Genomic DNA, 24811 nt, shown 5'->3' on the forward strand with positions numbered 1-24811 from the left:
TGAATATAGAAAAGAGCTGAAATATCACATGAGTATAGTGGATAAATTTGGAGAAAAAGTAGGCGAGATAGCAGAAAACGATCCTGTCAAGGCGAGGAAGCTTTTGCTTGCAGGATATAGATTACAGGAAAAGAGATTAGCATTATTTCCGGACAGAAAGCTTCCAATGTCAGGGCAGTATGTGGCAAAGATTGTCATGAATAATATCATACAGGCACTTGCAAAGCCTGAAAATGCCGCCATGGTCAGTATTTTTGTACCGGGTGAGCTTTTGACGGCGGCAGGTCTCACACCATATTCGGTTGAGGCATTATCGTGCTTTATTGCAGGAACTAAATGTGAGCAGGCCTTTCTAAGGCAGACTGAGAAGGAAGGCTTTCCGGAAACTATGTGCTCTTATCACAGAGTTTTTCTGGGCGCAGCCTTAAATGGTATAGTGCCAAAGCCAAAGTGCATGGTGTATACAAACCTGGCATGCGATGGCAATATGATGACATTTCCGTATCTCAAGGAGAGATATGAAATACCAAGCTTTTATATAGATGTTCCATATGAGAAGAATTATGACTCTGTTATGTATGTAGCAAAGCAGCTTAGAGAGCTTAAGAGTTTTTTACAGGATGTCACCGGCAGAGAAATCACAGAGGAGTCTGTGAAAAAGGCTGTAGATAAGAGCAAAATTGCATCAAATAATTATTACAGGCAGCTTCACCTGAGAAAAGGACATGATATTGCGTCAACTCTCACAAATGAGCTGTATGCGCTTTTCATGTGTCATCTGCTTGCAGGAACTGATGAATCAGTCAGATATACACAGCTTCTGAGAGATGATGTGAGACGTGCACCTGCAGGCGATGGATTTCATGTACTTTGGATGCACACCATGCCGTTTTTGCAGGATGCAGTGAAGGATGTGTTCAATTACAGTGATACAATCCATATCAGTGCAAGCGATTTTATAGCGGATGGTTTCAGAAGCATGGAGTCGGATGATCCTTACGAGGCACTTGCCGAAAAAATGGTTTACTGCATTTATAATGGCAGCGTGAACCAGAGAATAGATGAGGCAAAGGAGCTTGCCGACACAGTTGGAGCAGACGGTGCTGTACTTTTTGCGCACTGGGGCTGTAAGAATACAATCGGTGCATCAAGCCTTATAAAGCGCTCACTCGAGAGGGAAGGGCTTCCAACTATGGTTTTAGACGGAGACGGCTGCAACCCGGCAAATGCCAGTGACGGACAGATTTCCACAAGGCTTCAGGCATTTGTGGAGATGCTTACAGAGCAGGAACGTAATTAGAAATAATACACCGGTTATTGTGTGCGGTGTGTGGATATTTACTATAAAACAATTTCAGAAAGTGGAAAACAGATGATAAATTATGTTTGTAAATATGCTCCGGTAGAGCTGTTTAAGGGCTTTGGACAGGACTGTGCTGTGCTTGAGGAGATGCCGGAGAATTTCGATAAATCAGATAAGATAGCTCATGCGAATCTCTGCGGATTCGGCAAATCAGTCATACAGGCTGTGCTCGAAGGCAAGGTAGAGGAGCTTGTGCTCGTGAACTGCTGTGATTCAATGCGCAGAGTCTATGATATCATAGAGAATACAAAGAAATGCAAATTCCTGTATATGCTTGATCTGCCTCATGAGGATAACGAGTGTGAGAACATAAAATTTGCACAGTCAATTCTGCGTTTGAAGAAAGCATATGAGAGATATTCGCACAGGACATTCGACAGGGAGCTTTTTATAAAGTCATTTGCAAAACCTGAATCTGAGCGCAAGCCATACATAGGTCTTATGGGTGTGCATGTGAGCAGTATTCTTGAGAAGACAATACGTGAAAATATGCAGATGGATGTGGAAAATATGACATGCACATCCGGCAGAAATCTCATTATTTTACAGAAGGATCTTAGAAATATGGATGATGAGACTCTCTTTGTAGCATATGCAGAGAGTCTGCTCGGACAGATGCCATGTGCCAGAATGAACAATAATACAAGAAGAAACCAGCTCTTTTTAGACCCAAGCCTTAAGGGCATCATATATCACACGATAAAGTTCTGCGATTACTATGGCTTTGAGTATGCAAGCATAAAGAATAATATTAAGGTGCCTCTTTTAAAGCTTGAGACGGATTTTACAAGCCAGAGTGCCGGGCAGCTTCTGACAAGAATACAGGCATTTGCAGAGACAATAGAGGGCTCAGATGACATGGACCCTACAAAAGGCATAAGCGAGGAGGCAAGAAGAAGGATGGAATCAGGAGTCTACTATGTAGCAGGAATTGACAGCGGCTCAACAAGCACAGATGTGGTGATACTGGATCAGGATGGAAAAATTAAATCGACAATGATTATTCCGACAGGTGGCGGAGCTATGATGAGTGCCGAAAAGAGTCTGGAGAAGGCTGTCGAAAAGGCCGGTATATCAAAGGATGATATTGTAAGGATTGTAACAACAGGATATGGACGTGCATACATCAACAGCGGCGATGACAGCATCACAGAGATTACATGCCATGCAAAAGGCGCGCATTATCTGAACTCCAACGTGCGCACAGTTATTGACATAGGTGGACAGGATATAAAGGCAATCAGTATAGATGAAAATGGTGCTGTGAAGAATTTCCTGATGAACGATAAATGTGCGGCAGGAACCGGACGTTTTCTGGAGATGATGGCAAGGACACTCGGACTTTCACTCGAGGAGATGAGCACCATGGGACTTGAGTGGAAGGAAAACATTGTGATTTCAAGCATGTGTACAGTTTTTGCAGAGTCTGAGGTAGTATCGCTGGTGGCACAGAACAAGGCTGTTTCTGATATTATCCACGGACTAAACATGTCTGTAGCTTCAAAGGTAGGCGCACTTGCAGCAAGGCTTGGGCAGGATAATCCGGGTGAGTATATGATGACAGGCGGAGTGGCAAAGAACAAAGGCATCACAAATGCACTTGAAGAAAAGCTCGGCGCAAAGCTGTATATTTGCGATGAGGCACAGCTTTGCGGAGCGCTTGGTGCAGCACTTTTTGCATATGAGAAGTGCAGGGAGGCTTAATAGAGGAGCTATAGCAAACCACCAGTTGAACTGGTGGTTGCTGACTTTACTCCATGATTTTCCCATCAATACTTATTGTTACAACTTGCCATGGTATGAATTTTCCACTAGCTTGAAGAGCTTTTTTGGCCGCAATCTCCAGGCCGCCACAGCAAGGAACTTCCATTCGGACAATAGTTACACTTTGAATGCTGTTATTTTGAATAATAGCAGTCAGTTTTTCACTATAATCCACCTGATCTAATTTAGGACAACCAATTAAAGTTACCTTGTTTCGAATAAAATCCTGATGAAAGGCGGCATAAGCGTAAGCAGTACAATCAGCTGCGATTAAAAGCTTTGAGCCGTTAAAATATGGTGCGTTAACAGGAGCCAGTTTAATCTGTACCGGCCAGTTTTGAAGCTTTGATCCTGAATCTGCGGTTGAAGTTGCTTTTACAGGCTCAGATGTTTCAGTTCGTCTGATCTGCATGATTTTAGATCCAGGACAGCCGGAGTGAGAGGATATTGCCCGGTTTTTGGCAGCTATTTTTTTCTGTGCTTCTTTTACGGCTTCTTCATCATATGCAGGTGCGTCTCTCTCCTCAAATGAGATGGCTCCGGTAGGGCATTCAGGGAGACAATCTCCCAGTCCGTCGCAGAAATGTTCTCTCACCAATTCTGCTTTTCCGTCAATGATATCAATGGCGCCTTCGTGGCAGGCAGATGCACAGGCACCACAGCCATTACATTTTTCTTTATCAATCTTTATAATCTTTCTTATCATTTTTAACCTCCATCAATAGTATTTAGCGTTTGTTTATGCTAGAATTATAGTATTATAAATACAACTAGTATGTTTGATTTCCAACAGGGAGGAACTATTTTGCAAAAATATTTATCAATCCTAAGAAACAGTCCATTTTTTAAAGGTCTAGCTGATAACGAGATATTATCCATATTGCATTGTGTAAACGCAACAACAATTTCTAAAAAGCGAGATTCTTATATTTTCAGAGCAGGTGATATTACCGAAGTAATGGGGATTGTGGTGTCCGGATGCGTCCTTATTATTCAAGAAGACATCTGGGGACATCGGAATATTTTGTCAAAATGTCACGCAGGAGATTTTTTTGGTGAGCCGTATGCAGCAAGCCAGAGAGCTGTCTTAAATATCAGTGTGGTAGCAGATGAGGATTGTGAGATTATTCTCTTAAATGTCAAAAGACTTCTGATTACCTGTCCAACTGCATGTGAGCATCATCAGAAGCTGATCCGTAATCTGGTCAGTGTCCTGGCAAATAAGATACTGATTCTGAACGATAAGATCACACATGTTGGGAAGCGAACGACGAGAGATAAACTATTATCATATCTGTCGGCAGAATCTATCAGACATTCATCGTTATCTTTTGATATTCCTTTTGATAGGCAGCAGCTGGCAGATTATCTTTGTATTGATCGTGCAGCAATGTCTACAGAGATATCAAAGTTACAAAAAGAGGGCTTTATAAAAACAAATCGAAATCATTTTGAATTGCAATTGAGTATAATCAAAAAGAAGAACTATACAATTTAGGCAAGGCAGATTGCTAAATTGTGGAACGAAACAGGAAATCAGTGAATGGGTAAACTCTTTATAAATAACAGCGTTATGGAGGTATACAGAATATGAAAAAAATAGTACAGACAGCAGGAAGAAATACACTTGGTGAATTCGCACCGGAATTTGCACATTTTAACGATGATGTACTTTTTGGCGAAAACTGGAATAACCGGGATATCGATGTAAAAACAAGAAGTACTATCACAGTGGTTGCGCTGATGGCTTCCGGAATTACGGATTCTTCTTTAAAATATCATCTTCAAAATGCAAAAAATCATGGTGTGACACAAAAAGAGATTGCTGCAGTAATCACACATGCCGCATTCTATGCAGGTTGGCCAAAAGCATGGGCTGTTTTCAATCTTGCAAAGGAAGTGTGGGAGGCAGGTGAAGGAGATTTGCCATACGAAGAGGAAGCAATGCGTGCACATGCAAAAGAGATGGTATTTCCAATCGGTGCACCAAACGATGGCTTTGCACAGTATTTTTCCGGCAGAAGTTTTCTTGCACCGATCTCTACTTCTCAGGTTGGAATTTTTAATGTGACATTTGAACCTGGATGCAGAAATAACTGGCACATCCATCATGCAAAAAGTGGAGGCGGGCAGATCCTGGTATGTGTTGCCGGAAGAGGATATTATCAGGAAGAAGGTAAAGAAGCTGTAGAAATGAAGCCAGGTGACTGCATCAATATTCCTACAGGTGTTAAGCACTGGCATGGAGCCGCACCGGATGAATGGTTTTCACATCTGGCAATAGAAGTGCCAGGTGAAAATAGTTCCAATGAATGGCTTGAACCGGTAAGTGATGAAGAATATAGAAAACTAAAATAGGAATCATTGGCTGGGGTGGAATGGCTCTTAACGCAGCTGCACTGGATACAAGAATAAAAGCAACCGTTGCATCTACCATGTATGATATGACAAGGGTAAATGCGAATGGGTACTTTGATTCTGAGGACAGTGAAGAAGCACGTTATGCGAAGAAACAGTCGCTGAATACCCTCAGGACAGAAGAATACCGCAAAGGCGAATATTCCAGAGGAGGTGGTTGTGTTCCACTTCCGGTTCCGGAAGATGCACCTTTCTTCGTAAAAGATTACAGCGAGTATTATAAAGGCAGATGTTATCATAAAAGGAGCCTGAATTCCAATGATGGCTGGAACAGTATTGGATGTATGTCATTTATGAATCAGCCAATATTAAAGTACAGTAATGAAATCAGAAGTGCAGTCCTCATTGTTCACGGAGAAAAAGCACACAGCTATTATTTTGGAAAAGATGCTTATGAAAATATGATTAAGGATAGCAAGTACACATCCAATAAAGAGCTGCTGACAATTCCGGGAGCTGTTCATACAGATCTTTACGATAATCTGGATGTAATCCCATTTGATAAAATCCAGAAATTTTTTGAAGAAAACGGAGTTGGTTAATTATGGCAAAAAAAGTAAAACATCAAAAACTATATAAAGAAACCGATGTCCATGTTGATGGTTCCATGGTATATTTCTATTGCGTGAAGTAATGCAATGATGATGATTCATTATAAAGTTTCAGATGATAAGTCTGGAACTTTATTTTTTGTGTTAGCGCCACTTAACGATTGTGGGTGTCAAAATACCCGTTTAGTGATATAAAAATTTAAGGGTGTCAGGCACTAAAAATGTAATGACAAAGATGATCATACTCCGCCATCCGGAGGAAAAACCAGTGATGATGATACTGCAAAAGAAGATACCGTAAATGTGCCAGAAAAGAGCATCTTGCATTTGCTAAGAGCTGGAAGTTGCAGATAGCTGCTTAATCAGCAGACACTAATTAATTTCGACAAAGACTTTGTCATCTTCGCAAAGAGTGGTATAATATCCTTGATATGGCAGATTGTATATACAAGATGCAGATGAATGGGGATAAGAAATGGACAAGAATTACGAGCTTGAAAAAAGAGTACTTACAATGGTATCCAGACAGTTTGAGTGTATTTATCAGATTAATCTTGATGAAATGGCTGTTACTTGTGTTTATGATGTCAAGGATGAGGCTGGTGAGGAAAAAGTATTGTCTCTTGATGGCTGGTTGGATATGTTGAATAAGTTTTGTTATTGCGAAGATAAAGAGAATCTGGGCAGATTTTTAGCGGTAGATTCTCTTTTTCAGTGTATAAAAGCTCAGGAAGAAAGCGATAAGCCGTACAATCTGCGCAGAGATTACCGATTTATGAAGCGTGATGGGGTTAAGTGGATATGCGTTACACTTATGCCGGAGATTGTATGTAATGAGATTACAGTGACATTTCGTGATGTGTCTCACCGCTATGAGTATGATGAAATCATACAAAAGAAAAATTCTGAGCTTAGAAAACTTTTGCAGACAGCAGAGCAGTACAGGGATGCACTTCTATCAGAGTCGGTTGTTCTGTATCAGGTTAATTTTAGCAGGGACAGCTTAGATAGTGATTTATTTCAGAAGAACAAGGATGGTAATGGAGTCATAAAAGTCTTAAATACCGTGGACATGTACAAGTCGGATTCTTACAACGAATACTGCACCCGCTGGCAGAGCCGCGTGTCAAAAGATACCATAGATGAATACAGAAGATATGCAACATCTGACAGTCTGGTGGAGGAATACAGAGCAGGCAGGACTCTTTTAAGTCAGGATTACCGGACACTGGATTCCTTTGGTGTTGAGATGTGGATTAACAAGACAATCTATCTGGCTCAGGACAAGATGACTGGTGATGTCATAGGCATAGTAAGCCTTCGTGATGTCACAGACCGCTATCGTCAGGAGTTCATGAGAGAAGCCTTGGAAAAACAGGCATCAACTGATTTGCTCACAGGCTTATACAATCATGTGACCGGAGAAGTGCTTATAAAGAGCAAGATTGATAACGAAAAATACATGGATGCGGCATTTATTATTTTTGATATCGATTTCTTTAAAAAGATTAATGATACCAGAGGTCATTATTTTGGAGACTGCGTCCTGCAAAAGGTCGCAGAAATTCTAAAGGGCTGTATCAGAGAGAACCAGGATGTGGCTTCAAGATATGGCGGTGACGAATTTGTGATATTTATTACCTACAAGCAGGAGGATGACATCTATGATATCGTAGACAGAATATTTAAAGCTATTTCTACTCAATATGACGGGTGTCAGATTAGCATAAGCATGGGAATCTTTCTTGCTAGTGCCTGTGAGGAGGGTTACTATGAGATGTACAAGAAGGCTGACAGGGCTTTGTACAGGGCGAAGGAAGCCGGAAAGGGCAGATATATATTTTCAAATTAAAGATTTTATAGGCAGTATGGTGGGGAGTGCTGACTATTCCGCTTTTAAAGAACTATAAGCAGGTAAATTATGTGAAAAAAGAGCAGGGCCTTGTCTAGCTCACATTTTGCCAAAATCATACCGACAGAAAAGTCCGGAGAGTATTTCGGCTTATATGATATATGCGGCAAGGGAGCTTCTTTTATTGGAACTATGCTGGTCAGTAGATTATGTGTATGATGAGGCTGTTGGGGCTTTATGAAATCCAGACAGAGCATATTAGTGGGAAAGAGATACATGGGAAGTAGTAAAAATTTATAAAATATAGTATTTTTATCATGAATGCTTGTGAAAAATAGACAAAGGGCTTATAATGTAAACTATACAAAACATGAGAGAAAGGGAGAAGGTAATGAAACAAAAAGGACAAAAGAAAACAACTTCCATTAAGACAAAGCTTCTGGGGACGATTCTTCCAGTTGTCATTGTGATTGGGCTTGTACTGGTAGGTGTGTCATATTTTGTATCAAAGCAGATAATCACAGAATATGCCACAGATTTGCTGAATTCATCCATTGAAAATCAGGCAAATGAGATTGAATCCTGGCTGGGGGAAAATCTGGCAGCATTCCAGATGGCAAAGGAGACGATTGAGGGGCTGGATGCAGATGATGCACAGCTTCAGGATATATTGGATAGATATTATGGCTATGATGACGACTATCCAAATGGACTTTACATCGCAGACGCTGATGGAAAACTGATGAAAGCAGGCGGATCAGATAAGACAGAGAGCAATCCGACAGATTCCGTGTGGTATAAGGATGGTCTTACCAGATTAAACATGGCCTTTACTGATGCTTATACAAATGCGGATGAAGAGGCTGTTATCAGTGCGTCTGGTATTTTGAATGATGGCTCAGCGGCTATGAAGGTTATATCAGTAGACTTGTCATTACAGCGTATCAGTATTATTGTAAACAGCTTTGTACAGATGGATGATGCGCAGGCGATTCTGGTAGATACCAAGGATGGCACAATACTTGCAGCCCGTGACAGCAGTTTGATTTTCTCAAAGTTAAGCGGGTCTGATGACAGCTTTTACAAGAGAATTGAAGAAAAAAGAGTATCCGGTGATTATGTTATGGAAGAGATTGATAACAGGATGGTTGCCTGTGCAGAGGTATCTGGAACTGACTGGCTTTTGGTATCCTATGTTCCAACAGCCACAGTTTATTCGGGGATTAACACTGTCAGAATGGTAATGGCACTTATCGGAATAATTTCTCTTCTAATATTAGCTGTTATCATCGAGCGTACAGTCCATGTGGTAATAAAGCCTGTAAAAGAGCTGACCAGCGTAATTACAGCCATGACAGATGGTGATTTCACAGTGAGCGTGGATGTAAAAAGTGATGATGAAATCGGTGTGATGAGCCAGTGTGTACAGCACTTTATCCAGTCTATGAGGGGCATGATTTTGTCTATCCATGGAGTATCGGACAAGCTGCATGAGCAGGCGGATAACAGCAGCCTGATATCGGGTCAGATGTATGATGCATCCAGAACCCAGAGCCAGTCTATGCAGGAATTAAATAATACAGTAGAGCAGCTCTCACTTTCAGTTAATGAGATTGCAGAAAATGCCACAACTCTGGCAATGGTAGTTTCAGACACCAGAGAAGAGGGCAGTCAGGTTGATTTGAAGATGAAGGACACTGTGGAAGTGTCAAGAAAGGGCAAGGCCGACATGCAGAATGTGGGCGATGCAATGCAGAATATCAATCAATCTGTGCTTAAACTGCAGCAGGCAATAGACAAGGTAGGAAAAGCTTCTGAGGAGATTACAAATATCACAGGTGTAATCAGTGGAATTGCTGAGGAGACTAACTTACTTTCATTAAATGCTTCTATAGAGGCAGCAAGAGCAGGGGAAGCCGGCAAGGGCTTTGCTGTTGTAGCTACTGAGATAGGCCAGCTTGCAAAGAACAGCGCAGAGTCAGTACAAAATATCGAAAAACTTATATCAGAGATAAATGTACTGGTAAAGGATGCTGTATTGCAGGCGGATGACAGCGTTGAAAATATCAACAGCAGCGGCGAATTAGTCGGTGACGCTTTAAAGACTTTTGATGTCATATTTGGTAATATTGATGAGGTAAGCACCCTGGTTCGTCAGATGATTGAGAAAGTAGAAAAGGTAGATGAAGTGGCAAACAATGTAGCCGCCATTTCAGAGGAACAGGCAGCCAGCTCAGAGGAAATACTGGCTACGTCTGATAACATGGTAGAGCATGCTAATAGTATCACAGGAAACAGTGAGACAGTAGCAAGCGATGCCAGGGAACTTACCACTTCGGCTAAGGAGCTGGCAAATCAGGTGGATGCATTTAAGGTTGAAAAGGAGGGATACTAGAATGAAAAGGAAGCTGGCATACATGTTAAGTATATTGCTATGTGGAGTATTCCTGGCTACAGGCTGTGGCAGTCAGACCACAGGTGCAGGCAGCAGTAATGTAAAAATCCTCCTCAGCGTAAATGCAATAGATGATTTCAGGCAGACGCTGGTAGACACAGCCCAGCAGGAGGCTGATGCAAGAGGAGTACAGCTTGATGTTTTTGATGCGGAAGATAATATTGAAAATCAGGTGGAGCATATTAAAAAAGCAGCAGCAGAGGGCTATGACGCTATCCTCTGTGGCCCGGTATCGACTGATACTGCGGTAGAACTAAAGGCAAATGCGGGAGATATACCAATTGTATTTTTCAATAGCTGTCCGAATGAAAAACAGTTATCTGAGGGACAGTACATATATGTTGGTTCAGATGAGAGCGTGGCAGGTCAGTATCAGGCTGAATATGTGTTGGATAAGTTTGCTGACAGGGATGAGATAAATGTAGTGATTTTCAAAGGACCAAAGGGACATTCTGCTACAATAGGAAGAACCAAAGGTGTGAAGAAAACCTTGGAGGCAAGCGGCAAGAAAATCAACTATGTATTTGAAGATTATGCAAACTGGGATGGTGATACAGCAGGAGAAATGTTTGAACTTTTCCTGAAAACAGGCTCAAAAGCAGATTGCGTGATTTGTAACAATGACGGAATGGCACTTGGAGTAATAGAAGCGTGTAAGAATGCCGGTATTGACCTGAACAGTCTGCCTATATTGGGTGTAGATGCTACAGCAGACGGATGTACTGCAATTGAAAATGGCGATATGGCATTCACCGTATATCAGTCAGGCAGTGGTCAGGGCAAGGCTGCGATTGATGCAGCACGTAAGCTTATAAGTGGCCAGTCTGTACAGGATATAGAGGGTGCAGCTGATGATGGACTGTATGTGTGGGTTCCATTTGAGAAAGTGGATAGTAATAATGTAAGCAGCTACAAATAAGTAGATATTGGAAAGGCATCTGTGAGCGTGATGGCGTGGCAGGTGTCTTTTATTCGTACTAAGCATTGGCTAAAATACTACTAGAGTGCTTTTTTCGTGCCGTAAAAGGAGGTGGTTGAAGCACAAGGCATCGGGATAAGCCCGATATATGGCGAAGCAGTATACAGATAAAGGTGTTAAATTCCTTCGTTCACTCAATATAAAGCCATTTCACATTGTTGAAGATGATATGAAGTACATCTCAAAAGAATTCTGTGCATCATTAAGAAAATCAATTCTTCATGAGAATGATTTGATTATAGTAAGAACTGGATTACCAGGGACATGTTGTGTGGTGCCAAAAGAATACGATGGTTGTAACTGTGCTGATGTGGTACTGGTAAAACCTAATGTTGATATAGTGAATCCGCATTATTTAGCAGCATATATAAATATGTGGGGAAAAAAACAGGTTGAAAATAACAAAGTAGGAGCTATTCAGAAACATTTCAATGTTAAATCAGCAGAAGAAATGCTAATAGACCTGCCTGACATAGAATATCAGAATAAGATTGCGAAAGTATTGCGTGATATAAATGATAAAATTTTGAACAACGAAAAGATAAATGATTATTTAGCGTATCAATCCTCGATGGTTGCTTGACCATTCATGAGCATTGGAAGAAGCCAATCTCGTAGATCATAAAGTTGTCGATTTTCATGCAGGATATCATTCATGTGCACTTGCAATTTGTGAATTATATGACCAAACTGAGATTGCAATGGAAGTGGCGGAACCCACATTGTATACCAATTTAAGCCATCCAAATTAAGATGCAAAACATTTGTACCAGATGCATATTTTTTTATAAAATTATGATAGTACTTTGTACGCAATGTCATATATAGGTAGTATTTATCAAATATACAATTATCTACTTCAAGTTTTGCCATATCCATTGAAAATGTCATCTGTTGAGCAATTTTAGGTACTAATATCGGGGAACCAACAATATCAGCATTTCTTGTAAGATCAGTACATGCAATTAATAATTCATTACCCGTGAGTTGCTTATCAGCTGATACATCATTGGCATAATATTTTAATTGGCCATCTCGATAGTTACGATTGATATCTATGCAGGCAAGATTAATCATTGGTGTACCTTTTCCACTGCTTATATCTTTGGAAGTATATGAAATACCACGTTCGATATTATGATGACCTCTTAAGGTTGTAATTTCCTAGAATGCAGGAATTTCCATATCTAATTTAGGAGAATACATCATTTCTCCACCCGAAGATTTATATGGTTCCCCATTTTCATTCGGAAAATCAAACTGCACAAACCAATAGTCGTAGATGGTCTTAGCCATCTCTTCTAAATAATCATTTACATTGGTTAATATCATATATAAGAGATGAAATAACATAGAAGAAGAGAATATAAAACAATAAATATCAATTATGATATGCAACTTGTGCTATTGTGGTATGAATATAGATAAAGAAACCTTATGATTTATATGACAGGAGGACAAGAACATGGAACAAGTAGAAAAGTTTTTAAAAGAAGCAGAAACATATTATTTGCATGGATATTTGGCGACTGCCGCGATAGCCATAGAAACATATGTGTTTCTATGGCTTGAAGCAAAAGGATATTGATTACATCAATGAAAAGGGATTGGATGTGATAAGGCAGCACGTACATGATTTTATTGCAAAGCGCGAAGCACCAGCGTTTATCCTGAATGATGGAAAGCAGACACCAACCAAAGGGTGCACGATGTCCAGTGGACATCGGCTTTGCACCGACCGAAGCGGAGCGTAGACCATCCTGTATTTATAGCACAACATGCAACCGCAACCTGTTGTCGGGAGTGTATCATAAAGTGGCATAAGATGCATCCTGGAAGGGAACTAAGTCAGGTGCAGCAGGATTATCTCGTAGACGAAATTATGACATGGATACAGAAAGAAATGGATAAGCATGAGATTAAAGAACATTTTGATTATCGTAGATGATATAGAAGAATCTGTCAGATTCTATAAGGATTTATTCGGATTACAGGTCATTTTGCAACAGGAAGGTAATGTTATAATGTCTGAGGGACTTGTATTGCAGGATGCGAATGTATGGTATAACAGTACAAAAATCCACACGACACCTCATAACAATATGACCGAGTTATACTTTGAAGAAACTGATATGAAAGGGTTCATTCGTAAACTTGAATCATATGATTTCTGTTTGAATTATGTTACGGAGCTGACCGAACTTAATGGTGGACAGAAGCTTGTGAGATTTTATGATCCAAGCGGAAACCTGATAGAAGTGCGGACTCCGATAAATAATTACTATCGTAGGGAAACTGATTAACAACAAGAACATATTTGATTTTTGGTTATATAGATAGAATAAGGTAAATTGTGCAGACCGTTTGCACAAATTGGATTAGGATTTGATAATATGCAGATATTTGTTGATGCGGATGCATGTCCGGTAGTGGACATCGTAGAAGATATAGCTGAAAAACATAATATCCCAGTCACTCTGCTGGGTGATACAAACCATGTATTGTATTCCGATTACAGCGAGGTGATTGTGGTAGGTTCAGGGGCAGATGCGGTAGATTATAAGCTGATAAGCATTTGCACAGTCATTTGAGAAGCTTGTGCTGATGGCACAGGCGAGAGAAGGTGAGCAAGATGGGACTGTTTAAGAAGAAAAGTGTTGTACTGTCTTATGACAAGGAAAATAAAAAGTCTGTAATCAAAGCAAGCATTTGTAATGGCGAGCAGGTAGCAGGCTTTAAGGATATACATACAGGTAAGATAGAAGAGGTTATGCTGATAAAAAGTCCGGCAGATCTTGAAAGTTTTAAGGCTATGTATGGAATAAATGAAGAGATAGCGAAGGAATACTGATATGGTAAAGAAAATAGTAAAAGATCCACTGTTTCTTGCACAGAAATCTGTGGATGCGACAGAACCAGATAAGCAGGTGGTAACAGATCTGCTTGATACACTACGAGCCAATCTTGATCATTGTGTTGGAATGGCTGCAAACATGATAGGTGTTAAGAAGAATATTATTGTTGTGGCAGCAGGACCATTTCAGTTTGCAATGATTAATCCGGTGATTACAAAGAAGTCCGGAGCATATCAGACAGAAGAAGGATGTCTGTCGCTGGAGGGGGTTCGACCATGCACCAGATACCAGGAGATTGAGGTGGATTACCTTGATCAGAGCTTTAAAAAGCAGCATGGGAAATATTCAGGCTGGACAGCACAGATAATTCAGCATGAGATTGATCATTGTAATGGTATTGTGATATAAAATGCTGTCTATTAGTAGAAAATAATACAAGTCATGACGACGCATTTTTCTATATTGCAGGATCCACTTCTGGTGGAGGTGTAGATGAAGCTATTCATCGTGCTGCAGGACCGGAGCTATTAGCGGAGTGCAGGACGCTTCATGGATGTGAAACTGGTGAAGCAAAGATTACAAAAGCATATAATCTGCCTTGTGATTATGTAATACATACAGTTGGACCGATATGGTATGGAGGCAGGGATAAGGAAGAGGAACTTTTGGCAAGTTGTTATTTCAATTCTATGAAGCTTGCATTAGAGAATGGAATCAGAACAATCGCATTATATCGACAGGTGTGTATGCATTTCCTGTAGAGCTGGCAGCGAAAGTTGCAGTTCATACAGTTAATAGATTTCTGCAGGATAATTCGGACAACTTTGATTTGGTGGAATGGGGGCTGTTTGATTCACATACTGAGGCGGTATATGAAGCTGAGGTTGATCGACTGTATAAAATGATATAATAAAAGAGTAAAGGTGTGGTAAGTAAAGTAAGGAGAATAAGGTATGAGCAAGGTTGAAATTACGGGAGTATTTGAGGATGTACTTGGAAATTGTGCCCCGTAGACCTTGCAAAACCTAGCAAAACTACGCGGTATTTATTAAATTATGAAGGAGAACTTTACATGATTAAAATACTTTTCATCTGCCACGGCAGGACTGTGGGTAGTCAGTAAAATCAAGGCTTTAGGGGGCATTACGTGGGCATATCATGGCAAGTGTAGTAGTGGCAGACTACAGTAATACTACGAATGAGGGAATGCAAATGAGCCGATGTAGAAGTGCACATTTTAACGGTAGTAGCAATCGGTGAATAGTCTAGCAGTATCGTGTAAAATGAATATCTTATTGGATACGGAATATAATATTAATGCAGCCGCAAGCTGTGATTTGAACTTATATTTGACCTTGACAGGCGGCATATTTGAATGTATACTTTAAGTAAAGTAAGAGATTACTGCAAATGTTTGTTGCTACTCGATATGCAACTCAAATAAGGTCGAGTTCAAATGTTTGTCGCTACTCGATATGCGTCTTAGAAAAGGTCGAGTTCAAATGTTTTGAGGTTCCGTTCGAGAGGACGGAGCCTCTTTTTGACGATAGGAGAAGAAATGGAAATAGGACATTTTTATTATATTGATGATCAATACTTTAAGGATTTTCCAGATTCTTATTTGATGCAGAATAAGGAAAAGGTAAATGGACAGTTACATGATAGACCATGTTTTTATGCATTCCAGGATAGTAATACGCAGCTGTTTTGGATGATACCATTTTCATCACAGGTTTCTAAATTTAAAGGAATCTATAATAAGAAAATGCAAAAGTATCATAGGTGCGATACAATTGTTTTTGGAGAAGTGCTTGGTCATGAGAAGGCATTTTTGATTCAAAATATGTGCCCGATTACAGAAAAATATATGAAAAATGAATATCTGGACTCTGTTGCCAATATACCAGTTCGTGTTGATGGTAGATTAGAAAAGGAGTTAAAGGATAAAGCAGGAAAAGTTTTAGCATTGCAGAGAAAGGGAGCTAAGTTGATTTTTCCGGATGTCCTTAGTATAGAACAGAAATTATTAAAATAGATGTAAATATCTATGTCGGATAAAGAGAGGTGTTTTTCCTAGTGGAAGGCATCTTTTTTTATTAAAAACTGTGCGGTATATTTCGGGGTATATTTCGTGTGCCTTTTTGACTGGTAAAAATATGCCTTGGCTGATATAATGTAAATTGAAAATAAAGTAAAAATATTTTGTTATACATAGTTGGCTGTTAATGGCATCTGAGATATCGTAGGATGCTTTTATGATTGGAGGATAAGGCATAATGATAAACTTGGGTACATTAAAGGAAATAACTGATTTAAGAAGTGTGTGGCCACATGAGGCTTTGAACTTTACCCCTTGGGTAGCAGAGAATGTTGACCTGCTTGCAGATGCTGTTGGTCTTGATATTACAGTGGATGAGACAGAATCATCTGTTGGAGACTTTAATGTTGATATCTATGCATCTGAAACAGGAACCGATAGAAAGATTATCATTGAAAATCAATTAGAAGACACGGATCATGACCATCTTGGCAAACTGATTACTTATGCATCCGGGAAAGACGCAGATGTGGTTATCTGGGTAGTAAAACACGCACGAGAGGAACACAAGGCAGCAGTTGAGTGGCTTAATAACCATACGGATGATAAGATAGGTTTCTTCTTGTGTGAAATAAAGCTGTTCCAGATAGGAGATTCTGATATTGCTCCATCATTTACTGTAGTGGAAAGACCAAATGATTGGACGAAGGAGATTAAGAAGACAACTGCTACAAATCCAACACAGCAGCAGAGACTGGAATATTGGCAGGCGTTCAATGATTATGCCTTTCAGAATGCAGAATTTAACAAAGCATTTAATAAGAGAAAACCAACGACAGATCATTGGATGGATTTTAGTATTGGATCATCAGCTTGTCATATCGCAGTATCTCAAATCCAAAAAAGAAATGCGATTGATGTTGAATTGTACATAAATGATGATAAGGAACTTTTCAGAAATTTGCTTTTACATAAAGATGAGATTGAATCAGTGATGGGATTGGTACTTGATTGGAGAGAACTGCCGGAAAGAAAGGCAAGTCGTATTATTATTGAAAAAGAAGTGACGTTTGATAATCGTGCCACATGGTCACAGCAGTTTGATTATATCATGGATGTCTGCATGAAGATGAAGAAGGCATTTAAGAAGTACTTATAAGAAGGTGATGTCAATGGATACAGTAGATATGATGATATCTTCATCCATGAGTTATTATAATAATTTGAAGAAGGATCCTAATGGACGTTATCGCTCATGGGAGCATTGCTATTCAAATTTTTATCATGCTAGAGAAAAAGATAATGCAGATGTAGATTACTTAAGTTTACAATTAGCTTTTTACTTGGCGAGTTGGGGAATGTATAGAGGTTCTTCGTTTCTTTTGCAGAAAGACTATAGGATACATATACCTGTTATTGAAGAACTATTGGATAAAAAATATGATTTATTGATGGGGATAAATTGTTCAGAACTGAAGAACAAAGTGAATCAGAAAAAACTCATAGAATTGAACGCATTTATGAGTGAGTATTATGATGTTATTCGCAAGAATGTAAAAGAGAAGGATTTGAAGAATAACTTATCATATACTCTGATTACGAAAATTTTAATGGGAACTATGGGATGTGTTCCGGCATATGACAGGTATTTTATTGCTGGCATCAAGAATCAAAAGGTTGCTACAGGAAGTTACAATATTAAGTCTATTTTACAGCTTGCAGATTTTTATGAAAGAAATGAATCTCGTTTAGAACCTGTCAGAGAGAATATGAGAGTGTATGATTTACCATACCCACAGATGAAAATGATTGATATGGGATTCTGGCAAATTGGGTTTGACTTGGATACTAACAAAGAAATAAACGTAGCACATTAGTAATGGCTTATTCTGCACACCCTTTTGTTGAATAATGCACACCCCTATCCGTAGTCTGAACCCCCTTAACTGACTACGATTTGACTACTACACAAGGCCTTGATTTGCTCCGTTTTGCGTTATTTTGCAAAAAGTGTAGTTTTAGATAAGAAAAACACGATGCTCGAAAAAGTCGATAAAACCTTGCAAAACTCGGCATTATAGGGCATTTCAGAACAGGAGAATTTTATGATAAAAGTACTTTTCATCTGCTTAGGCAACATCTGCCGCAGCACCATGGCCCAAAGCATCTTCACCCATCTGGTCCACAGACAGCACCTCGATGCTGTTTTCGAGATAGATTCAGCTGCGACCAGCCGTGAGGAAATAGGCAATCCGCCGCACTACGGCACCAAAAACAAACTATACGAGGAGCATATTCCTCTTATTCCACACCGCGCGAGACAGATGACACGCGATGATTATTTGTACTACGACCTTCTGATTGGAATGGACACTGCAAATATCAGGAATATGACAAGGATTGCAGGTGGCAGTGACAGTCAGCAGAAGATATTTAAGATGCTGTCATTTGCTGATTACGGGACAAATCATAAGCTTACAGCAGCGCGCGATGTTGCAGATCCATGGTATACAGGTGATTTTGATGCGACCTTTGATGATGTAATCAGTGGATGCCGGGGCTTGTTAGAATACATAAAAGAGGTGTATAATCTATAGCTATAGCAATTAAAAGAGAATAATAGCAGCGGTTACGGTGCTGAACACAGCTGCGATAATTAATTTCAGGAGGCACAAATGCAATTACAGAATGGAAGACCGACAGATACCACAGGCAGACTGGATAAAGAAATTCGTACATACGATTTTTTGGACAAACTGGGAATCGAATATCAGAGAATAGACCACGAGGCGGCATTTACGATGGAGGTTTGTGAGGAGATTGACAAGACACTCGGCGCAACAATCTGCAAGAATCTTTTTCTGTGCAACCGCCAGAAAACCGATTTTTACCTGCTCATGATACCGGGAGACAAGACCTTTAAGACAAAAGAGCTCTCGCATCAGATAGGCAGTGCGAGACTTTCGTTTGCAAGTCCGCAGGATATGGAAAAATATCTGGATATCACACCGGGCTCAGTCAGTGTGATGGGACTGATGAACGACCATGACAATGCGGTCAGACTTCTGGTGGATGAGGATGTGCTAAAAGGTGAGTGGGTTGGATGTCATCCATGCATAAATACCTCCAGCCTCAGGATAAAGACAAAGGACATGTTTGGCCCGGTGATAAAGGCCATGCATCATGATATGACAGTGGTAAAATTAACAGGTGAAGCATAGTAAAGCCTGGCAGAACGTAAGGAGAACCAATGGTAAAAGCAGTATTATTTGATATGGACGGAACACTCATAGATACGGAGAAATATTATCGTATTTTCTGGCCGATGGCACTTAAGCAATTCGGCTACGAGATGACAGATGAGCAGGCGCTTTCAATGCGAAGCCTCGGGCAGCCGTATGCACCGCAGCATCTTAAGGATATGTTTCATGATCCGGATATGGATTATAATAAAATCAGGGCATATCGGAGAAAAATCATGGAGGAGCATCTGGAAAAGGTGGGTATTGAGCTTAAGCCCGGTGCAATTGAGATACTTACATATTTGAAGGAAAAGGGCATTCACAGAGCGATTTCCACAGCGAATGATATAGAAAGAGCTGAGAAATATCTTAAAAAGATAGGGCTCTACGGATATTTTGACAAGATCATCTGTGCACCTATGGTGGAGCATGGAAAGCCGGCACCTGATGTGTATGAGTTTGCATGCAGCGAGCTTAAGCTGGCACCTGAGGAGTGTATGGCGGTAGAGGATTCGCCAAATGGTGTCAAAAGTGCATATTCTGCAGGCTGTAAGGTTGTCATGGTGCCGGATTTGACACAGCCTGATGAGGAGCTGAAAAAGATGCTTTTTGCCTGTGTTGACAGGATAGATGAGATTAAAAGTATAGTATAATCACAGCATATATAAGTCGTGGAGGCATGATGGGCACAGAAAATGATTTACCGGGAATTTCATTAAAAGACGAGCAGAGACAGCTTCAGAATATCATAGGGATTGCACAGGATAATCTGGACCGTGCAAAGGAATCGGTAAAAAAGCTGACAGATGATTTAGAGGATTTAAGAGATGTCTACGAGGCGCAGGACAAGGAGGGACTTGTCCTGTGGAACAATGCGACAGCGCAGCTTCATGAGAACGAGAGAAATATCGTAAGATGTGAAAAGGCGCGGAAAAAGCCGTATTTTGGCAGAATAGATTTTAAGGATCCGCGTCAGAAGTCACAGGAGTCCTACTATATAGGCAGAGTCGGTATTGCAAAGAATGCATCAGAGCCTGTGGTCATTGACTGGAGAGCACCGATTGCATCCGTATATTATGAGAGCAGTCTTGGACCATGTAAGTACACGGTGAGCTCAGAGGGTACTTTTGAGATTGATTTAAACAGAAAGCGCACCTATGAGATTGCGGAGGATAAGCTCATCGACTTTTTTGATTCAGATGTTGTAGCAAATGATGAGCTTCTGACAAAGTATCTGGCTAAGAATAAAAAGGCAGTGCTCGGAGAGATTATCGCGACAATCCAAAAGGAGCAAAACCTTATTATCCGCCGTTCGCCAAAGACGAATATCATTGTGCAGGGAGTTGCAGGCTCAGGAAAGACAACGGTTGCAATGCACAGGATATCGTACATTTTATATAATTATGCTGATGATTTCAGACCGGAGGATTTCTACATTATAGGCAGTAACCGCATTTTGTTGAACTATATTACAAGCGTGCTTCCGGAGCTTGATGTGTACGGCATAAAACAGATGACTATGGAGCAGCTTTTTACAAGGCTTTTGTACGAGGATTGGGATGACAAAAAGTACAGCATACATGAAGTCAGCAAAAATGACAGTAGAAACAGCATAAAGGGCAGTAAAGAATGGTTTGAAGCTCTTGAAAAATTCTGTTTAGATTACGAGGAAAAGTGTATTCCAAGAGATGAGGTCTACATGGAAAAAACAGGCAATCTGCTTGTGGGAAAGGTGCTGATAGACACTTATCTGCATGATAATCCGCTTCTTTCCATGCAGAGTAAAATCCTCATGTTAAATGAGATAATTTACTCGAAGTATGAAAATGAGGTTCTCGGTAAGGAAGTGAAGTTCCCTGCAAAGGAGCGCAGGGTGCTTGATAAAAAATACAAAACATATTTCGGTAAGGATGACTGGAAAGGCTCTGTGTATGATTTTTACAGGGATTTTCTGCTTAGTCAGAAGGAGAAGGAATATGATATAGATATTCCAAAGGACTCATTTGATGTGTATGATCTGGCAGCACTTGCGTATATTTATAAGCGCATTAAGGAGACAGATCCGGTTCGTGAGGCGAGTCATGTGGTTATTGATGAGGCACAGGATTTTGGCATGATGGCATACTGCTGTCTGCATTACTGCCTCAGAAACTGCACATACACTATCATGGGCGATACCTCGCAGAATATACATTTTGAGTATGGCTTAAATGACTGGGAGGACTTGAAAAAGCTGATACTCACAGGCACATATGACGCATTCGGTCTGCTTCGAAAGAGCTACAGAAACACTGTTGAGATTTCAGAATTTGCAACAGAGATACTGCGCCATGGAGATTTTGCAATCTATCCGGTGGAGCCTATTATCAGGCATGGAAACGCAGTGCGCATAGAGGAGTATGCCAATGTGCGCTCACTGATTTCGGCATCGGTTGACACGATAAAAGGCTGGCAGAGTGAAGGCTATGAGACGATAGCTGTCGTGTGCCGTGATGAGGCAGAGGCTCTCAAGGTGTCTGCTGAGCTTAAAAAACATATAGAAATAGCAGAGGATGATATTGAAACTGCACAGTTTGGTGCAGGAGTCATGGTACTTCCGGTCGCGTATACAAAGGGACTTGAGTTTGATGCTGTATTGCTGTTTGACCCATCAGAGAGAAAATATCCGGCTGATGATAGTCATGTGAAGCTTTTGTACGTTGCGGCTACCCGTGCACTTCATGAGCTTGCTGTATTCCACCGGGGCAGGCTGACAACGCTTATTGCAGACCCTGCTCCTTCCAACAGGCATCAGAAGGAGTTTTCTGCAGAGCCGCTTACCAAGGCAAAGGAATATGAAAAGCAGCAACTGACAGAAAAAGAGATAGAAGAGCAAAAGCGTGTTGATGGCAGACGCGATATGGATGAAAGAGAGTATTTTGGTCCGTCGCGCATTGTATTAAAGCCTGAGCAGGTGACAAATAAGGCTGAAAATGAGAAGCTTGATTTATCTGCATTTGTAAAAAAAGACAGGGAAAATCAAACACAATGTACTGCTACAGATATGGCAAATAAAATTAAGATTAGGGAAGTAAGTAAGGCTGCAAAAAAGAGCAGCCTCCCTCTCAATCCCTCCCCATACGCATACGGCTCAATCCCGGACAACGATATACTTCATGTAAAGGGACATTCAAAGGGCAAGTTTGCGGTAAAATGGCTCAAAAAAGGTAAATCACATGTTGAAATTGCCACAGCGGACGGCATACTTTATGTGATACCAATCACACCGGAGATAGTACGTGTAATCTTTGTAAAAGGAATCGGAGTGAAGCCGCATAAAACCTATTGGAAGCAAAAGGCCGACACAGACTTCAAATGGGGGGCAAAGGAATCCAAATCACTGATTGAGATTCAAACGGAGAAGCTGATACTAAGGATAGAAAAGAAAAACGGAGCCATACAGTATTTTGATACAGGCAGAAATCTCCTTGTAAGTGAAAATGCCACAGAGCCAAGGCTTTTAAATAATGGAGAGTGCTACACATTTTTTGACTGGGATAAATCGGAAAAGCTCAAATCCAAGGGAATACTTGCGACAGACCTTACTGATTTGACAAACAAAGCCAGATATATTTCGTTCGGAGGCAGACAGCAGAGGCTGCCGCTTGTCGTGTCAAACAAGGGATATGGAATTGCTACTGCATCAAGCCGCACAGCACTCTTTTGCAATATAAAGATGTACGGACAGTATATCTTTGCAGACGGTGACACTCAAAGCGACTATTATTTTATAGGTGCAGGCAGTGTAGGCCATACACTTGAGCTGTACGGCACATTATAAAATGCAAGTTGCCCAAAGCAAAATTATCTGATAAAATATCGGCATGAGTATATACGGAGGATAACAGATGAAATTCAGGACAGAAAACGAGTTTACACATTTCAAATTTTCGGATGTGCATGTGAGCGATATCATGATGAGCTTTGGCACCTTCAAAATATGCCTTGACAACGTAATTATAAAGGCAGATAATTCTAAAAACAGAGATATCCGTGATATGAGGACAAACGGCCTTATATTAAAGCTTTCAGATGCAAATATTATTTCATTCATACGCGAGGGCTTTAAGACATATGATGCCGATGGCAACCTAAAGAACACCACGGCTGACGAGGAGATAGAGGAGACAGATTATATCGACACCTTCAACAATTTTCTTGACGGATACGCATATTTAATCGAGAAGGAGAATGAAAATTATACCTTCGTATTCGACGGAACAGATGAGCGCTCGTACACCTTGATTGTATCGGCATCAAAGGACGAGTGCGAGTGGGACAGATTTATGAATATTGAGGCATAGGGTATGCCATGGTGCATTTTTAGACAAGTCCAAGATGCACCATGGCATTTTTAAGCCCATCCTCTTTGATATCGTCTGTCACTATATCGGCTACAGCCTTGACTTCATCGCTGGAATTGCCCATGGCAACACCGATATCACAGTAGCGCAGCATATCAAAATCATTCTGGCCATCGCCAAAGCCTATTGTATCAGCCTGACTCATGTGAAGAAACTCTACCACATCACGTATGCCGGTTGCCTTGTTGACACCGCGCAATGTAATCTCACCGCTGTAAGGTTCAGGCTCTTTAAAGCTGCTCAGGGTTACTACAAATTCATCGCCGAGGAGCTTTCTTAAATCATCAATGTGGTAGTTGCAATTGCAGTAGATGGTGCTTTCAACATCGGCGTATCGATTAGAAAAGCTTGATAATTCATCATCAATCACGATATCCTTAAATGTCGGGTTGTCCTGTATCACATGCATGTCAAACTGCTTTGAGAATGCTGATATGAATTTGTCGGTCCACTTGTGGTTGGTGATGCTTTTATCCTTTGTCTGGAAGATAAGTCCTGTGTCGTTGTCACCAACAGTGTCAAGAACCTTCTGTAACAGATTCTGCCCATAGACATGATGTGCAATTACCTTATCACCCACAGTGACATAGCCGCCGGCAGCAGCCACCACGCCGTCAAAATCAAAGGCTTTTAATGATGGATAAATCTGATTGTAACTACGTCCTGTGCAAAGAAAAATCATGTGACCGTTTTGTTTTGCGTTTATTAGAGCATCAGCGGTTGATGGGCTCATGGTGCTATTGCCGAAATCAACGAGAGTGCCGTCTATATCAAAAAATAATAGTTTTTTCATTAAGTGTTACCTGCCTCATTATTATTAATTACATATACCAGATATACTCTACAATACGAATTCAATAAAGGCAATAGGGAATGACCTAAATTTATTTA

Annotated in this window: 25 protein-coding genes and 4 pseudogenes; 26 read left to right on the forward strand and 3 right to left on the reverse strand. The window is 40.5% G+C overall.

Going from position 1 to position 24811, the window contains the following annotated elements; all coding sequences use genetic code 11:
• Positions 1-28 precede the first annotated feature (28 nt).
• Positions 29-1300, forward strand: coding sequence for a 2-hydroxyacyl-CoA dehydratase subunit D (locus EUBREC_RS05080; RefSeq protein ID WP_012741997.1), 1272 nt, complete (start codon positions 29-31; stop codon positions 1298-1300).
• Between the two features lie 72 nt (positions 1301-1372).
• Entirely contained in the window at positions 1373-3067 is a 1695-nt protein-coding gene (locus EUBREC_RS05085) for an acyl-CoA dehydratase activase (protein WP_041254497.1), read from the forward strand.
• Between the two features lie 46 nt (positions 3068-3113).
• Here the strand turns inward: EUBREC_RS05085 and EUBREC_RS05090 are convergent, their stop codons facing one another.
• The gene (locus EUBREC_RS05090) at positions 3114-3833 is read right to left on the reverse strand and encodes a 4Fe-4S binding protein (protein ID WP_012741999.1); all 720 of its coding nucleotides are present in this window, start codon (positions 3831-3833) and stop codon (positions 3114-3116) included.
• Between the two features lie 99 nt (positions 3834-3932).
• Between EUBREC_RS05090 and EUBREC_RS05095 the strand changes: the two genes are divergently transcribed.
• The 8 genes and pseudogenes from EUBREC_RS05095 to EUBREC_RS05125 all read left to right on the forward strand — a co-directional run bounded on the left by EUBREC_RS05095 (position 3933) and on the right by EUBREC_RS05125 (position 11965).
• Complete coding sequence (locus tag EUBREC_RS05095) at positions 3933-4625, forward strand: Crp/Fnr family transcriptional regulator (protein WP_080515333.1); 693 nt, start codon at positions 3933-3935, stop codon at positions 4623-4625.
• Positions 4626-4717: 92 nt separating this feature from the next.
• On the forward strand, positions 4718-5485 hold the full coding sequence (locus EUBREC_RS05100) for a carboxymuconolactone decarboxylase family protein (RefSeq protein ID WP_012742001.1): 768 nt from the start codon (positions 4718-4720) through the stop codon (positions 5483-5485).
• A pseudogene (locus tag EUBREC_RS05105) lies at positions 5482-6087 on the forward strand (alpha/beta hydrolase); the annotation flags it as partial. The gene EUBREC_RS05100 and the pseudogene EUBREC_RS05105, both read left to right, overlap by 4 nt.
• Positions 6088-6571: 484 nt before the next feature.
• Positions 6572-7948, forward strand: coding sequence for a GGDEF domain-containing protein (locus EUBREC_RS05110; RefSeq protein WP_012742004.1), 1377 nt, complete (start codon positions 6572-6574; stop codon positions 7946-7948).
• Positions 7949-8032: 84 nt separating this feature from the next.
• Positions 8033-8149, forward strand: a pseudogene (locus EUBREC_RS18260) (MFS transporter); the annotation flags it as partial.
• A gap of 190 nt (positions 8150-8339) precedes the next feature.
• Positions 8340-10343 (forward strand): methyl-accepting chemotaxis protein, encoded by a 2004-nt coding sequence (locus tag EUBREC_RS05115; protein WP_041253948.1) that lies wholly within the window; start codon positions 8340-8342, stop codon positions 10341-10343.
• A gap of 1 nt (position 10344) precedes the next feature.
• On the forward strand, positions 10345-11322 hold the full coding sequence (locus tag EUBREC_RS05120) for a sugar ABC transporter substrate-binding protein (RefSeq protein WP_012742007.1): 978 nt from the start codon (positions 10345-10347) through the stop codon (positions 11320-11322).
• Positions 11323-11470: 148 nt separating this feature from the next.
• Positions 11471-11965, forward strand: coding sequence for a restriction endonuclease subunit S (locus EUBREC_RS05125; protein ID WP_012742008.1), 495 nt, complete (start codon positions 11471-11473; stop codon positions 11963-11965).
• On the opposite strand, the gene EUBREC_RS05130 is transcribed toward EUBREC_RS05125, so the two are convergent.
• Positions 11944-12459: a restriction endonuclease subunit S gene (locus EUBREC_RS05130; protein WP_012742009.1), complete on the reverse strand. Its 516-nt coding sequence runs from the start codon at positions 12457-12459 to the stop codon at positions 11944-11946. The two genes, EUBREC_RS05125 and EUBREC_RS05130, sit on opposite strands and share 22 nt — an antisense overlap.
• 388 nt (positions 12460-12847) lie before the next feature.
• Between EUBREC_RS05130 and EUBREC_RS17920 the strand changes: the two genes are divergently transcribed.
• The 16 genes and pseudogenes from EUBREC_RS17920 to EUBREC_RS05200 all read left to right on the forward strand — a co-directional run bounded on the left by EUBREC_RS17920 (position 12848) and on the right by EUBREC_RS05200 (position 23860).
• Positions 12848-12970, forward strand: coding sequence for a hypothetical protein (locus EUBREC_RS17920; protein WP_012742011.1), 123 nt, complete (start codon positions 12848-12850; stop codon positions 12968-12970).
• Positions 12951-13136 (forward strand): DUF4186 family protein, encoded by a 186-nt coding sequence (locus EUBREC_RS18450; protein WP_330367776.1) that lies wholly within the window; start codon positions 12951-12953, stop codon positions 13134-13136. The genes EUBREC_RS17920 and EUBREC_RS18450 overlap by 20 nt, the downstream gene beginning before the upstream one ends.
• Positions 13085-13330, forward strand: a complete 246-nt coding sequence (locus EUBREC_RS18455) for a DUF4186 family protein (protein WP_456298362.1) — start codon at positions 13085-13087, stop codon at positions 13328-13330. Before EUBREC_RS18450 ends, EUBREC_RS18455 begins: the two co-directional genes overlap by 52 nt.
• Entirely contained in the window at positions 13296-13685 is a 390-nt protein-coding gene (locus tag EUBREC_RS05140; RefSeq protein ID WP_012742014.1) for a VOC family protein, read from the forward strand. Before EUBREC_RS18455 ends, EUBREC_RS05140 begins: the two co-directional genes overlap by 35 nt.
• A 90-nt stretch (positions 13686-13775) precedes the next feature.
• A pseudogene (locus EUBREC_RS05145) lies at positions 13776-13961 on the forward strand (DUF188 domain-containing protein); the annotation flags it as partial.
• A 53-nt stretch (positions 13962-14014) separates the two neighbouring features.
• Positions 14015-14233, forward strand: a complete 219-nt coding sequence (locus tag EUBREC_RS05150; protein ID WP_012742016.1) for a hypothetical protein — start codon at positions 14015-14017, stop codon at positions 14231-14233.
• Position 14234: 1 nt separating this feature from the next.
• Entirely contained in the window at positions 14235-14645 is a 411-nt protein-coding gene (locus EUBREC_RS05155) for a peptide deformylase (protein ID WP_012742017.1), read from the forward strand.
• A gap of 71 nt (positions 14646-14716) precedes the next feature.
• A pseudogene (locus tag EUBREC_RS18270) lies at positions 14717-15147 on the forward strand (macro domain-containing protein); the annotation flags it as partial.
• A gap of 648 nt (positions 15148-15795) precedes the next feature.
• Entirely contained in the window at positions 15796-16272 is a 477-nt protein-coding gene (gene cptIN, locus EUBREC_RS05165) for a type III toxin-antitoxin system CptIN family toxin (RefSeq protein ID WP_012742020.1), read from the forward strand.
• Between the two features lie 241 nt (positions 16273-16513).
• The gene (locus tag EUBREC_RS05170) at positions 16514-17434 is read left to right on the forward strand and encodes a DUF4268 domain-containing protein (RefSeq protein WP_012742021.1); all 921 of its coding nucleotides are present in this window, start codon (positions 16514-16516) and stop codon (positions 17432-17434) included.
• 13 nt (positions 17435-17447) lie between these two features.
• Positions 17448-18152: a hypothetical protein gene (locus EUBREC_RS05175; RefSeq protein ID WP_012742022.1), complete on the forward strand. Its 705-nt coding sequence runs from the start codon at positions 17448-17450 to the stop codon at positions 18150-18152.
• 228 nt (positions 18153-18380) lie between these two features.
• Positions 18381-18872: a low molecular weight protein-tyrosine-phosphatase gene (locus EUBREC_RS05180; RefSeq protein WP_080515334.1), complete on the forward strand. Its 492-nt coding sequence runs from the start codon at positions 18381-18383 to the stop codon at positions 18870-18872.
• Positions 18873-18950: 78 nt separating this feature from the next.
• A complete protein-coding gene (locus tag EUBREC_RS05185; protein WP_012742024.1) occupies positions 18951-19496 on the forward strand; it encodes a prolyl-tRNA synthetase associated domain-containing protein in 546 nt (181 codons plus the stop codon).
• A 29-nt stretch (positions 19497-19525) separates the two neighbouring features.
• Positions 19526-20170, forward strand: coding sequence for an HAD family hydrolase (locus tag EUBREC_RS05190; protein ID WP_012742025.1), 645 nt, complete (start codon positions 19526-19528; stop codon positions 20168-20170).
• Between the two features lie 26 nt (positions 20171-20196).
• Positions 20197-23337 (forward strand): ATP-binding domain-containing protein, encoded by a 3141-nt coding sequence (locus EUBREC_RS05195; RefSeq protein ID WP_012742026.1) that lies wholly within the window; start codon positions 20197-20199, stop codon positions 23335-23337.
• A 67-nt stretch (positions 23338-23404) separates the two neighbouring features.
• Positions 23405-23860, forward strand: coding sequence for a hypothetical protein (locus tag EUBREC_RS05200; RefSeq protein ID WP_012742027.1), 456 nt, complete (start codon positions 23405-23407; stop codon positions 23858-23860).
• Between the two features lie 19 nt (positions 23861-23879).
• On the opposite strand, the gene EUBREC_RS05205 is transcribed toward EUBREC_RS05200, so the two are convergent.
• Positions 23880-24713 carry a Cof-type HAD-IIB family hydrolase gene (locus EUBREC_RS05205; protein WP_012742028.1) on the reverse strand — a complete coding sequence of 278 codons (834 nt, stop codon included), beginning with the start codon at positions 24711-24713 and terminating at the stop codon, positions 23880-23882.
• Between the last annotated feature and the right edge of the window lie 98 nt (positions 24714-24811).

The organism is Agathobacter rectalis ATCC 33656, from assembly GCF_000020605.1.
GTDB lineage: Bacteria > Bacillota > Clostridia > Lachnospirales > Lachnospiraceae > Roseburia > Roseburia rectalis.